Origin of the sequence: Povalibacter uvarum (assembly GCF_014202975.1) — a bacterium.
GTDB classification, from domain to species: Bacteria; Pseudomonadota; Gammaproteobacteria; order Steroidobacterales; family Steroidobacteraceae; genus Steroidobacter; species Steroidobacter uvarum.
Map to the genome: position 1 here is coordinate 914506 of NZ_JACHHZ010000001.1, position 13598 is coordinate 928103.

General features: G+C 63.2%; 12 protein-coding genes. All 12 read left to right on the forward strand.

Features of this window, described 5'->3' with window-relative positions; translation table 11 throughout:
• The first annotated feature begins 105 nt into the window (after positions 1-105).
• Positions 106-2673, forward strand: a complete 2568-nt coding sequence (gene gyrA, locus HNQ60_RS03965) for a DNA gyrase subunit A (RefSeq protein WP_184329698.1) — start codon at positions 106-108, stop codon at positions 2671-2673.
• 44 nt (positions 2674-2717) lie between these two features.
• On the forward strand, positions 2718-3794 hold the full coding sequence (serC, locus tag HNQ60_RS03970) for a 3-phosphoserine/phosphohydroxythreonine transaminase (RefSeq protein ID WP_184329699.1): 1077 nt from the start codon (positions 2718-2720) through the stop codon (positions 3792-3794).
• Positions 3791-4960, forward strand: a complete 1170-nt coding sequence (locus tag HNQ60_RS03975; protein WP_184329700.1) for a 3-phosphoglycerate dehydrogenase family protein — start codon at positions 3791-3793, stop codon at positions 4958-4960. Before serC ends, HNQ60_RS03975 begins: the two co-directional genes overlap by 4 nt.
• Positions 4961-5031: 71 nt before the next feature.
• A complete protein-coding gene (gene pheA, locus HNQ60_RS03980) occupies positions 5032-6108 on the forward strand; it encodes a prephenate dehydratase (RefSeq protein ID WP_184330181.1) in 1077 nt (358 codons plus the stop codon).
• Between the two features lie 122 nt (positions 6109-6230).
• The gene (hisC, locus tag HNQ60_RS03985; protein ID WP_184329701.1) at positions 6231-7364 is read left to right on the forward strand and encodes a histidinol-phosphate transaminase; all 1134 of its coding nucleotides are present in this window, start codon (positions 6231-6233) and stop codon (positions 7362-7364) included.
• 13 nt (positions 7365-7377) lie between these two features.
• Positions 7378-8691: a 3-phosphoshikimate 1-carboxyvinyltransferase gene (gene aroA / locus HNQ60_RS03990; protein WP_184329702.1), complete on the forward strand. Its 1314-nt coding sequence runs from the start codon at positions 7378-7380 to the stop codon at positions 8689-8691.
• Between the two features lie 15 nt (positions 8692-8706).
• A complete protein-coding gene (cmk, locus tag HNQ60_RS03995; RefSeq protein ID WP_184329703.1) occupies positions 8707-9396 on the forward strand; it encodes a (d)CMP kinase in 690 nt (229 codons plus the stop codon).
• Positions 9397-9627: 231 nt separating this feature from the next.
• Complete coding sequence (gene rpsA / locus HNQ60_RS04000; RefSeq protein WP_184329704.1) at positions 9628-11304, forward strand: 30S ribosomal protein S1; 1677 nt, start codon at positions 9628-9630, stop codon at positions 11302-11304.
• Positions 11305-11408: 104 nt separating this feature from the next.
• A complete protein-coding gene (locus HNQ60_RS04005) occupies positions 11409-11711 on the forward strand; it encodes an integration host factor subunit beta (RefSeq protein ID WP_184329705.1) in 303 nt (100 codons plus the stop codon).
• 26 nt (positions 11712-11737) lie between these two features.
• Complete coding sequence (locus HNQ60_RS04010) at positions 11738-12028, forward strand: LapA family protein (protein ID WP_184329706.1); 291 nt, start codon at positions 11738-11740, stop codon at positions 12026-12028.
• A 193-nt stretch (positions 12029-12221) separates the two neighbouring features.
• Positions 12222-12527 carry a ComEA family DNA-binding protein gene (locus HNQ60_RS04015; protein WP_184329707.1) on the forward strand — a complete coding sequence of 102 codons (306 nt, stop codon included), beginning with the start codon at positions 12222-12224 and terminating at the stop codon, positions 12525-12527.
• Between the two features lie 135 nt (positions 12528-12662).
• Positions 12663-13562 carry a UTP--glucose-1-phosphate uridylyltransferase GalU gene (gene galU / locus HNQ60_RS04020; RefSeq protein ID WP_184329708.1) on the forward strand — a complete coding sequence of 300 codons (900 nt, stop codon included), beginning with the start codon at positions 12663-12665 and terminating at the stop codon, positions 13560-13562.
• Positions 13563-13598: the final 36 nt, after the last annotated feature.

A 13598-nucleotide genomic window follows, 5' to 3' on the forward strand; every position in this document is an offset into this window, starting at 1 on the left:
CTGCGCGGGGTAGAAAACAGACTGGCCGGATGCCTCCTGCGCAACAGCGTTGTTGACGCGACCTGGGGCGGTTCTCGCGGTCTCAAACGAGTCGAATCGCACAGCATGGCCGAAATCGCGCGCGAAATACTGCACGTCAACCTCGAAGACGAGATGCGCAAGTCGTATCTCGACTATGCGATGAGCGTCATCGTCGGGCGCGCGCTCCCCGATGTCCGTGACGGCCTGAAACCGGTCCATCGCCGCATCCTGTTCGCCATGCACGAAAGCAACAACGTGCATTCGCGGCCCTATGTGAAATGCGCGCGCGTCGTCGGCGACGTGATGGGCAAGTACCACCCGCATGGCGATGCGGCCATCTACGACGCGCTCGTGCGTCTCGCCCAGCCTTTCTCGTTGCGGTACCTGCTGGTCGACGGCCAGGGCAACTTCGGTTCAGTCGACGGCGATCCGCCGGCCGCGCAGCGTTACACCGAATCGCGCATGACGTCGCTCGCGTCGGAGCTGCTCGCCGACATCGACCGCGAGACGGTCGACTTCCAGCCGAACTACGACGGCAAGGAGTCCGAGCCGACGGTCCTGCCGACGCGTGTGCCGAATCTCCTGATCAACGGTTCATCGGGTATCGCCGTCGGCATGGCGACCAACATTCCGCCGCACAACCTGGGCGAAGTGGTCAGCGCCTGTATCGCTCTCATCGACGATCCGAATCTCTCGATCGCCACATTGATGCAGTACATCCCGGGGCCGGATCTGCCCACCGCCGGCATCATCAACGGCACGAAGGAGATCGTCAGTGCCTACCTGACGGGGCGCGGCCGCATGTACATGCGCGCCCGTACGACGGTCGAAGAAGATGACAAGGGCCGGCAGGCCATCATCATCACCGAGCTGCCGTACCAGGTGAACAAGGCGCGCCTGATCGAGCGGATTGCCGAGTTAGTGCGCGAGAAGGTGATCGACGGCATCGCCGGCGACGGTCTGCGCGACGAGTCCGATAAAGACGGCATGCGCATCGTCATCGAGCTGAAGCGCGGTGAAGTCGCGGACGTGCTGCTGAACAACCTGTACAAGCACACGCCGCTCGAGTCCGTGTTCGGCATCAACATGGTGGCTCTGCAGGACGGACAGCCGAAGCTGTTCAACCTGAAAGAGATGCTGGAAGCATTCCTGCGGCATCGGCGCGAAGTCGTCACCCGCCGGACGATTTTCGATCTGCGCAAGGCGCGCGATCGCGCTCATATCCTCGAAGGCCAGGCCGTTGCACTGGCGAACATCGACGAAGTCATCGCGGTCATCAAGGCATCGCCGACGCCTCCGGAGGCGAAGGTCGCCCTGATGGAGCGTTTGTGGTCGTCGGGCTCCGTGCCGCAGATGCTGGAACGGGCAGGGCAGGTCGTCACGCGACCGCGCGGTCTCGCCGAGGAATTCGGTCTGGTGGAAGGCGGCTATCGCCTCTCGGACGTCCAGGCACAGGCCATTCTCGACCTGCGGCTGCATCGCCTCACGGGGCTGGAGCAGGACAAGATCTGGGCAGAATTCCAGGAACTGCTCGAACAGATCCGCGACCTCGAAGACATCCTCGCCCGTCCGGAACGCCTGCTGATGGTGATCCGCGCGGAGCTCGAGGACATCCGTGCGAAGTACGGCGACAAGCGCCGCACCGAGATCAACCAGGATCACTCCGATCTCACGATCGAAGACCTGATCGAACAGCAGGACGTCGTCGTCACGCTGTCGCACGGCGGCTATGCGAAGGCACAGCCCGTAACTGCGTATCAGGCGCAGCGTCGCGGTGGTCGCGGCAAGGCTGCGACGACGGTGAAGGACGAAGACTTCATCGACAAGCTCTTCGTCGCCAACACGCACGACACGCTGCTGTGTTTCTCCAGCAGCGGCAAGATGTACTGGCTCAAGGTGTATCAGCTGCCGCAGGCGAGCCGCGGTTCGCGCGGCAAGCCGATCGTGAATCTGCTGCCGCTGCAGGAAGGCGAGCGCATCAACGCGGTGCTGCCGATCCACGAATTCGAAGAGAACAAGTTCGTCTTCATGGTGACCGCGAACGGCACGGTGAAGAAGACGTCGCTCGAAGCATTCTCGCGTCCGCGCCAGGCGGGCATCATCGCGATCGAGCTGGATCAGAACGACAGGCTCGTCGGCGTCGATATCACCGACGGCAGCCGTCACATCATCCTGTGTTCGAGCGGTGGCAAGGCGATTCGCTTCGACGAGAACGACGTCCGCCCGATGGGCCGCAATGCGGCCGGCGTGCGTGGTATCCGCTTGCCGGAAGGCGAGGAAGTGATCTCGCTGATCACGCTGCGCGAGGGCATGGTGCTGACGGCCTCCCAGAACGGATACGGCAAGCGCACGCCCGTGGAAGATTTCCCGGTCCATGGCCGCGGCGGCCAGGGCGTCATCGCCTTGCAGATCAGCGAGCGCAATGGCCGCATGGTCGGCGCGCTGCAAGTGCGTGACGACGATGAAATCATGCTCATCAGCTCGAGCGGCACGCTCGTCCGCACGCCCGTCAGCGATGTTTCGCAGCAGGGCCGCAATACGCAGGGCGTGCGCCTGATCCGTCTCGACGAAGGCGATCGCCTCGTCGGTCTCGAACGGATCATCGCCGAAACCGGCGAAGGCGACGACGGCGGCGAACCCGCCGCCGAGTAATCCCCTCTCCCGAAAACCCGATCACACCATCAATCTGTCCCGAAATGCGCGTATACAATTTCAGCCCCGGCCCCGCGGTCCTGCCCCAGGAAGTTCTCGAACAGGCTCGCGAAGAGCTGCTCGACTGGCGTGGCACGGGCATGTCGGTGATGGAGATGAGCCATCGCGGCAAGGCGTTCATCTCGATCGCTGAAGCAGCGGAAGCTGACCTGCGGGAGCTGCTCGCGATTCCATCGAACTACAAAGTGCTGTTCCTGCAGGGCGGCGCGATGGCGCAGTTCGCCGGCGTTGCGATGAACCTGTCGAACAAGGACAGCGTCGTCGACTACGTGAATACCGGCGCATGGTCCAAGAAGGCCATCGGCGAAGCGAAGCAGTACGCAAAAGTGAATGTGGCCGCCGACGCCGGCGAGCCGTACGCATCGATTCCCGCATTTGCTTCGTGGAACCGCAGCGCGGATGCGGCCTATCTGCACTACACGCCGAACGAGACGATCGGCGGTGTCGAGTTCCACTACGTGCCGGACGTGGGCAACGTGCCGCTGGTCGCGGACATGTCGTCGACGATTCTCTCCCGACCGATCGACGTGTCGAAGTTCGGCCTGATCTATGCGGGTGCGCAGAAGAACATCGGCCCGGCCGGGCTCACGCTCGTGATCGTGCGCGACGACCTGCTCGGCAAGGCGCGGCCCGAAACACCGTCGTTCATGAACTATGCGCAGATGGCGAAGGAAGGCTCGATGCTGAACACGCCGCCGACCTTCGCGTGGTATCTCTCCGGACTCGTGTTCCAGTGGCTGAAGAAGAACGGCGGGCTCAAGGCGATGGGTGAGCGCAACCGCGCCAAAGCGGAGCTGCTCTACAACGCGATCGATGGGTCGGGTTTCTACCGCAACCCGGTCGCGAAGGACGCGCGTTCGTGGATGAACGTTCCGTTCACGCTCGCCAAGCCGGAGCTCGACAAGACCTTCACGACGGAAGCAAAGAGTGCCGGTCTCGTGACGCTCGAAGGGCATCGGTCCGTCGGCGGCATGCGGGCCAGCATCTATAACGCGATGCCGGTCGAAGGCGTCAAGGCGCTGGTCGATTTCATGAACGACTTCGCAAGGAAGCACGGATGACATTCCGCGTCCTGACGCTCAACAACATCTCCGTCCGCGGGCTCGACCGTTTTCCCCGGGACCGCTACGAAGTCGCTTCCGAGATCGGTCATCCCGATGCTGTGCTGGTGCGGTCGGCTGACATGCACGAGATGTCGCTACCCGAGAGCGTCAAGGCGATCGCGCGCGCAGGCGCGGGAACGAACAACATCCCTGTCGGCAAGTTCTCGAAGCTCGGCGTGCCCGTATTCAATGCGCCGGGCGCCAACGCGAATGCCGTGAAGGAACTGGTCATCGCAGGCTTGTTCCTCGCTGCCCGAAACATCTGCCCGGCCTGGGAGTACGTCCGGGGCCTCAAAGGCAACGACGACCAGCTCGATGAGGCGGTCGAGAAGGGCAAGAAGAAGTTCGTCGGCTATGAGCTGCCGGGCCGCACGCTGGGCGTCATTGGTCTCGGTGCGATCGGCGTCGAGGTTGCAAATACCGCGCATGCACTTGGCATGCACGTGCTCGGCTTCGATCCGCAGATCACGGTGCAGCGTGCCTGGCAGTTGTCATCGGGCGTCGAGCAGGCGTTGTCGCTGGACGATCTTTTCTCCCGCTGCGACATGGTCACGGTCCACGTGCCGCTCATCGATGCGACGAAGCACCTGGTCAATGCGAACCGGCTGCGACTGCTGAAGGATCGCGGCGTCATTCTGAACTTCGCCCGCGCAGGGATCGTCGACGAGGCTGCAATCATCGAGTCGCTGGATGCGGGCAAGCTCAGTGCGTACGTCTGCGATTTCCCCACGGCACGAGTGAAAGATCATCCGAGAGTCGTCGCATTGCCGCATCTCGGCGCCTCGACGGGCGAAGCCGAAGAGAATTGTGCCGTCATGGTGGCAGACACGCTGCGGGATTTCCTGGAGAACGGCAACGTCCGCAACAGCGTGAATTTCCCCGAGGCTGTGCTGCCGCGTACGCCTGGCGCCGCACGAATTGCGATCGCGAACGAGAACGTTCCGAACATGGTCGGCCAGATCTCGACCGCGCTCGCGGCCGCCAACCTGAACATCGCCGATCTGCTCAACAAGTCACGGGGCGATCTCGCCTACACGTTGATCGACATCGACGGTGCCGTGCCGGATTCGGTGATCGGCCAGTTGCGCGGCATCGACGGCGTATTGACCGTCCGCAAGGTGTAGTCGTGCCCGGACCGAAGAAGAAGACCGCGAAGACTAAGCGCGCGCAGCCCAAGGCAACGCCGGCCGCTGACATTCAGTCGTTTCGCGAACGCATCGATGGTATCGACACGCAGATTCACCAGCTGCTGAACGAGCGCGCACGCGTCGCAAAGCAGGTGGGGGCATCGAAGGTCGCGCAGGGGCTGCATACCGCGGACTTCTATCGGCCCGAACGCGAGGCGCAGGTGCTGCGCAAAGCGATCGAACGCAACGAGGGTCCGCTGCGCAACGAAGAGATCGTGCGGCTCTTCCGCGAGATCATGTCTGCCTGCCTCGCGCAGGAAGAGCCCCTCAAGGTGGCGTTCCTGGGCCCGGAAGGCACGTTCTCGCAGCAGGCGGTGCTCAAGCATTTCGGTCATTCGGTGCGTGCACTGCCGATGGGCGAGATCCGCGAAGTCTTCGAAGAAGTACAGGCGGGCCACGCGGATTTCGGCGTCGTGCCGGTCGAGAATTCGACCGAGGGCACGGTCAACCACACGCTCGACATGTTCCTGATGTCGCCGCTCAAGATATGCGGCGAAGTCGAGCTGCGGATCCATCAGCACCTGCTCGGCAAGATGTCCGGCTTACCTGCCATCTCGCGTGTGTGCTCGCACCAGCAGTCGCTTGCACAATGCAGGCAGTGGCTCGATGAGCATCTTCCGGGCGTCGAGCGCATCGCAGCGAGCAGCAATGCCGAGGCAGCACGTCGCGCACGTGACGAAGACGGCACCGCTGCAATCGCAGGCCAGACGGCCGCTGAAGTGTACGGACTCAACCTGATCGCCCACGACATCGAGGATCGGCCGGACAACACGACCCGCTTCCTCGTGATCGGCCGCAAACCGTTCGATGCCAGCGGGAACGACAAGACCACGCTGCTGTTCTCGGCGGGCGACACGCAATCGCCCGGCACGTTGCACCGCCTTCTCACGCCGCTGGCACAGAACAACATCAGCATGACGCGGATCGAATCGCGTCCATCGCGCAAGCACAAATGGGACTACGTGTTCTTCATCGACGTGCAGGGCCACGCGAGCGAATCGCCGCTGAAGGAGGCGCTCGAGGCGCTGAAGAAGCAGGCGTCGCTGTTTCGGGTGCTGGGGTCGTATCCGTGTGCGGTGCTGTAAGAGGCTGGTAGCGATGAGCTGCGAGCGAGTAGCCAGAACCTGAAATCCGGCATATGTTGATCGTTGTCGTCTGGTCATTGTCCGGCTCGCCGCTCACAGCTCGCTGCTCATAGCTCGTATATATGCCCGACCCCTCCCAACTCGCTGCCGCCTCCGTCCGCACTCTTGCGCCTTACGTTCCGGGCAAGCCGATCGAAGAGCTGGAGCGCGAGTACGGCATTCGCGACATCATCAAGCTCGCGTCGAATGAGAATCCGCTGGGCCCGGGCGCGAAGGCGCGGGCGGCGATCGCGGCCGCTTCGACTGAAATCGGCCTCTATCCCGATGGCGGCGGGTTTGTGCTCAAGCAGGCACTTGCCCGGAAGCTGGGTTGCGCGAACGACGGCATCACGCTGGGGAACGGCTCCAACGATGTGCTGGTGATGCTGGCGGAGACGTTCCTCACGCAGGGCGTCGAAGCTGTGTACTCGCAGTACGCATTCGCTGTTTATCCGATCGCGGTTCAGGCGACGGGAGCAACCGCGCGCGTGGCGCCGGCGCTTCCCGAATCGCATCCGATGGCGCTGGGACACGATCTCGATGCCATGGCCGCACTGGTGAATGACCGTACGCGCCTGGTGTTCGTCGCCAATCCGAACAATCCGACCGGAACCTGGGTGGAGGCCGCGCCGCTGAAGCAATTCATTGCGGGGCTGCCGGCCAATGTCATCGTCGTCGTCGACGAGGCATACATCGAGTATGCCCAGGACGAATGTGACCAGGACGGCGGTTTCCCGGACACGAGCCGCTGGCTCCAGGAATTTCCGAACCTCGTCGTCGTGCGGACTTTTTCCAAGGCATACGGGCTCGCTGGACTGCGCGTCGGCTATGCGCTCTCGAGTCCTGCGATTGCCGGGTTGTTGAATCGCGTGCGCCAGGCCTTCAACGTCAACTCCATCGCCATGGCCGCCGCCGTGGCTGCGCTCGACGACACAGAGCATCTGCAGAAGTCAGCGAAGTTGAATCGGGACGGCATGCATCAACTGGAGGCGGGCCTCGATCAGATGAAGGTTCGCCGCTATCCATCGCGAGGCAACTTCGTCCTCGTCGATTGCGCTCGGCCGGTCGGCCCCGTGTACGAATCCATGCTGCGCCAGGGAGTCATTGTGCGTCCGGTCGGCAACTATCAGCTGCCGACGCACCTGCGTCTGACGATCGGAACGCACTCCCAGAATGAGCGTATGCTCGGCGCGCTGCGACAAGCTCTTGGTTCCTGAAAACTTTCCGAAGATGTCCCACTACATTGTTCAGCCCGTGCAGGGCGCCGCGGGTTCGATTCGCGTCCCTGGCGACAAGTCCGTTTCACATCGTGCGTTGATGCTCGGCGGCATTGCCGATGGCGTCACCGAAGTCAGGGGCTTTCTCGAAAGCGAGGATTGCCTCGCGACGATGAAAGCCATGAGCGCGCTGGGCGTGGTCATCGAGCGACCGGGCGTGCAGGAAGTTCGCGTGCGCGGCGTGGGCATGAAGGGACTGCGCGCCGCGACGCATGCACTCGACATGGGCAATTCCGGAACGGCGATGCGTCTGATGACCGGCCTGCTGAGCGGCCAGGCATTCGACAGCGAACTGATCGGCGATTCGTCGCTGATGCAGCGGCCGATGGAGCGTGCAGCGACGCCGCTGCGCCAGATGGGCGCGCGAATCGCGACCCTCAATGGCAGGCCGCCCGTGAAGATTTCCGGCGGATCGAATCTCAACGGCATCCGGTATGAACTGCCGGTGGCGAGCGCCCAGGTGAAGTCCGCGGTGCTTCTCGCGGGGCTCTATGCGAAGGGCACGACAACGGTCATCGAGCCGGCCGTAACCCGTGATCACACCGAGCGCATGTTGCTGGGATTCGGCTGCGCGATCGACGTCGCGAACGGCGAGATTCGTCTCGAGCCGCCCGCTCGCCTGAACGCCTGCTCGCTGGAAGTGCCCGGCGATTTCTCGTCCAGCGCGTTCTTCCTCGTCGCCGGTTCGATCAGCCGCGGATCGGGACTCACGATCAAGGGTGTCGGCATCAACCCGACGCGCACAGGCATGCTCGACATCCTCGCGCTGATGGGCGCGGACCTTCGGGTCGTCAATCACCGCACTGCCGGTGCCGAGCCGGTCGCCGATATCGAAGTGCGCCCGGCGAAGCTCAAAGGCATTCACGTGCCCGAGCATCTCGTGCCGCTGGCGATCGACGAATTCCCGGCGCTGTTCGTCGCAGCCGCCTGCGCCGACGGTGAAACCGTCGTGACGGGAGCCGAGGAATTGCGCGTGAAGGAGAGCGACCGCATCGCCGTCATGGCCGAGGGGCTGCGCGCGATGGGGGTCGATTGCGAAGTGCTCCCCGACGGCATGCGGATCCAGGGGCGGCCCGAAGGGCATGCCTTCAGCGGCGGCAAGATCGACAGCCATGGCGACCATCGCATCGCCATGTCGTTCACGGTGGCCAGCCTGCGGTCGGCGGGCCCGATCGAGATCGCAGACGTCGCGAATGTCGCGACCTCATTCCCGGGCTTCCTTCAGACCGCCCGGTCGGCCGGGCTCGATCTGGTCGAACGGCCCTGACCCCGGCCCTGAGCAATGACGCCGCCGGCCGCCGTTCTGACGATCGATGGACCCAGCGGGTCCGGTAAGGGAACGGTCGCCCGGCGGGTAGCCGACGAACTGGGCTGGCACCTGCTGGACAGCGGGGCCCTCTACCGGCTGGTGGCATACGCCGCGCTGTCCCGGTCAGTCCCCCTGGACGATGAGGCCAGGACGGCCGAGATTGCCCGGACCCTGGCGGTCCGGTTCGGCGCGGATGCCGGTGGAAACGAGCAGATCTGGCTCGATGGCAGCGAGGTCAGCCGGGAGATCCGGACCGAGCGGGCGGGGGACGGGGCCTCCCGCGTGGCCGCCATCCCGGCGGTCAGAGCGGCTCTGGTGGCGCGTCAGAGGGCGTTTGCCCAAGCTCCGGGGCTGGTTGCCGACGGTCGGGACATGGGCACGGTCATTTTCCCGGAGGCGACGCTCAAGATTTACCTCACGGCAAGCGCCGAAGAACGGGCCCGGCGTCGCTATAACCAGTTGAAAGACAAGGGTCTCGGTGCTAACCTCGCCGCCCTTTCGCAGGAGATCGCCGAGCGCGATCGGCGCGACGCAAGCCGCCCGATAGCCCCGCTCAGGCCCGCCGACGACGCCCAGATCATAGATTCCACTTCTATGAGCATCGATGCGGTCGTCGCACGCGTGCTCGAGCTGGCAGCAGAGCGGTTCCCGGGAAAGATTTAGAAGAAGGCTTGAGCCGCGAGGCTCGAGGCGTGAGCCAGAAGTCGAGCGGAAGCTCCAGTCCACAGCTGAGACAGCAGTTCTTGGCGACTTCTGGCTCAAGCCTCGTACCTTGAGCCTCACGCCCTTGTTTTCGTAGGTGCCGCGCCGGATGTGCGGTTCGATTCAACAACCCCTCGCTGGTGAAGGATCACGGCAAGGATCAGCGGGTCCTTTGTGACCCCGGAAGTACTCATGACCGAAAGTTTTGCGCAACTGTTCGAAGAAAGCCTGGCCTCCCAGAAGATCAAGCCGGGTGCCATCCTCAACGCGCAGGTGATGGAAGTCGGATCCGACTACGTCATCGTGAACGCGGGCCTCAAGAGCGAGGCCGTCATCTCCGTTGACCAGTTCAAGAACGAACGCGGCGAAGTCGAAGTCGCGGCCGGCGACACGGTTGAAGTCGCACTGGACAGCGTCGAAGACGGTTCGGGCGAAACCCGCCTGTCGCGCGAGAAGGCCAAGCGTGCACGCACGTGGTCGCGCCTCGAACAGGCATTCGAGAAGCAGGAAGTCGTCAAGGGCATCATCAATGGCCGCGTCAAGGGCGGCTTCACGGTCGAGATCGATTTCGTCCGCGCGTTCCTTCCCGGTTCGCTCGTCGACGTTCGTCCCGTCCGCGATCCTTCCTACCTCGAAGGCAAGGTCCTCGAATTCAAGGTCATCAAGCTCGACCAGAAGCGCAACAACGTCGTCGTTTCGCGCCGTGCGGTCGTCGAGCAGGAATACAGCGCCGAGCGTTCGGAGCTGCTCGAGAAGCTGCAGGAAGGCGCAGTGGTGCGCGGCTCGGTCAAGAACCTCACCGACTACGGTGCGTTCGTCGACCTGGGCGGCATCGACGGCCTGCTGCACATCACCGACATGGCGTGGAAGCGCGTCAAGCATCCGTCGGAAGTCGTCAACGTCGGCGACGAAATCGATGTGCGCATCCTGAAGTTCGATCGCGAGCGCCAGCGCGTCAGCCTCGGTATCAAGCAGCTCGGTAACGATCCGTGGCAGCAGATCGGCCGCCGCTATCCGACCGGCACGCGGCTGTTCGGTAAGGTGACGAACATTGCGGATTACGGCTGCTTCGTCGAGATCGAAGAAGGCGTGGAAGGTCTCGTGCACGTCTCCGAGATGGACTGGACGAACAAGAACGTCAGCCCGTCCAAGGTCGTCCACATCGGCCAGGAAGTGGAAGTCATGGTGCTCGACATCGACGAAGAGCGCCGTCGTATTTCCCTCGGCATCAAGCAGTGCCAGTCGAATCCGTGGAAGGACTTCTCGGACAACTTCAACCGCGGCGACCGCGTCAGCGGCCAGATCAAGTCGATCACCGACTTCGGTATCTTCATTGGTCTGTCCGGCGGCATCGACGGTCTCGTGCACCTCTCCGACATCTCCTGGGACATCCCGGGCGAGGAAGCGGTGCGCAATTACCAGAAGGGTCAGCAGGTCGAAGCCATGGTGCTGTCGATCGATCCGGAGCGCGAACGCATTTCGCTGGGCATCAAGCAGCTCGCGAAGGATCCGTTCTCGACCTGGATCGCCGAGCATCCGAAGGGCACGATCGTGAGGGGCAAAGTCCGCGAAGTCGACGCCAAGGGTGCGATCATCGACCTCGGCGGCGGCGTCGAAGGCCATCTGCGCGCTTCCGAGCTGTCGCGTGACCGCGTCGAAGACGCGCGCACGGTTCTCAAGGTCGACGACGAGGTGGAAGCCAAGTTCACCAACGTCGATCGCAAGAGCCGCACGATTGCTCTGTCGATCAAGGCTAAGGAAATTCACGAAGAGAACGAGGCGGTGCAAGGTTATCGCGCCGGGGAGTCTTCGAGTGGAACGAGCCTGGGCGACCTGCTGAAGGAGCACATCGGCGGTCAGGACAACTGATCACGCCGTCGGCGCAGGTGTACGCGAACCGTGCATCTGCGCCGCGTCCCTTGGGTCCGTCGATCCGGGGCGTTGACGGTGGAAGAACAACAACGGGCCCGAGCATGACCAAATCGGAACTCATCGAGCTCATTGCAGCAAAACAAAAGCATCTGCCCGCGAAGGACGTCGAACTTGCGGTGAAGCAGGTGCTCGAGATCATGAGCGATGCACTCGCTCAGGGTCAGCGCATCGAGATTCGCGGCTTCGGCAGTTTCTCGCTGCATTTCCGTCCGCCGCGTCAGGGACGCAATCCCAAGACCGGCGAAACCGTTGCGCTGTCGGGGAAGAACGTTCCTCACTTCAAGCCCGGCAAGGACCTGCGTGAACGCGTGAACGACGGAGCGGGCAACGCAATCCGCGATTGATCGCCGGCGACACCGGTCGTGGCCCCATGCGACGCGTCTTATTCATCGGCTCCCTTTGTCTTGCAGCGCTGCTCGCGCTGCTGATCAGCGCGACCAATCCCAGTCGCGTTGAAATCGAGCTCGCCTTCGGCCGGCTCGTTTCTCCCCTCGGACTCGCACTGGTCATCGCCTTCACGCTGGGACTGCTTTGCGGCCTCGCGGGCCGGATGTATTGGGTTGCCGAACTCCTCACCGAACGCGGTCGCCTGCGGCGTGCGTTGCGAATGGCCGAAGCGAGCGCCCGCTCGAACGCAGCGGCGGAAGACAGCGCGGAATAAGCATCTGAGTCCGACTGAACGGCAATGCCTTCCAGTCCGAGCTGGTGTCTAGCTGACTAACCGCTTTTCTGCTCCCTTCCTTCAGTAATTCAGAACCGCGCCCCCTTCCTACTCCGCCACACTCCCGCTGCCGGTTGCGAAACGCTCCGGTGGTTCGATTCAACTTCAGGAAAAATCCAGGCAGGGAGACGCCATGTTCACTTCCAGTTCTATCTCGCAGGCAACGCGCCGCTCGATCCAGGTTCTGATCGCCAGTCTGTTCCCGATCCTCGCGTGGGCGGGGCCGGTCGATATCAACAAGGCGGATGCCGCCACCATCGCCAGGGAGCTGCAGGGCATCGGCCTGAGCAAGGCACAGGCCATCGTCTCCTACCGGGAGAAAAACGGTGCCTTCAAGAGTGTCGATGAGCTGTCCAAGGTCAAGGGCATCGGTGCCAAGACGCTGGAACGCAACCGGGCCAATATCCGGCTGGACGGCGCGGACAAGAAACCGGGCTGATTTTCTGCCGCTGCAGGCAACTTTCTGCGCCGCAAGATCGTTGCAGACCGGATGACGTCCATGTGAGATGGGCGTCATCCGGCCAGAACGACGCTTGCGATATGATGCCGCGTCGATATCAACGGAGGCGTGGCAGTGACCCAGGCGAAAGACATCAGAACGGCCGTATTTCCGGTCGCAGGTCGTGGTACCCGATTCCTTCCGGCAACGAAGGCGAGCCCGAAGGAGATGTTGCCGATCGTCGACAAGCCGTTGATCCAGTACGCAGCCGAAGAAGCCCTTGCTGCGGGTGCTCGCAAGCTCGTCTTCATCACGGGCAGCTCCAAGCGGGCCATCGAGGACCACTTCGACAGCGACCACGAACTCGAGGAGGCGCTCGAGGCGCAGGGCAAGATGGAACTGCTCAAGGCGTTGAAGAAAATCGTTCCGTCCTGGGCGAGCTGCATCTACATCCGTCAGCCGTCGCCGCTGGGTCTGGGGCACGCAGTGTGGTGCGCGAAGCCTGTCGTCGGTAACGAACCGTTCTTCGTTCACCTCGCTGACGACCTGATTGACGCCGCGACGCCTTGCCTCAGGCAGATGGCTGCGGTGCATGCAGAGCGCGGTGGCAGCGTTCTTGGTGTGGAGCAGGTGCCGCGCAACGAGACGGACAAGTACGGCATCGTTGCGACCGACGAAGCCGACGGCCGCATCAGCAGGGTCAAGCAGATCGTCGAAAAGCCCCGTCCCCAGAATGCGCCTTCGACGCTCGCGGTTGTCGGTCGCTATCTGTTGTCGCCGACGATTTTCGACAAGCTCGAGCGCACCGGCCGTGGTGCCGGCGGCGAGATTCAGCTCACCGATGCCATCGCGGACCTATTGGCCGACGAGCCGGTGTACGCCTACGAATTCGAAGGACGCCGCTACGATTGCGGCAGCAAGATCGGCTATCTGCAGGCGACGGTCGAGTACGGTCTCAAGCACGAGGCACTCGGCGCGAAGTTCAGCGAGTACCTGGTGAAGCTTGCGAACGGGTTGCCGGGCGCGAAGCAGTAGGATCCAGATCGGTGGCCGTTGATCGGCGCGGCCACC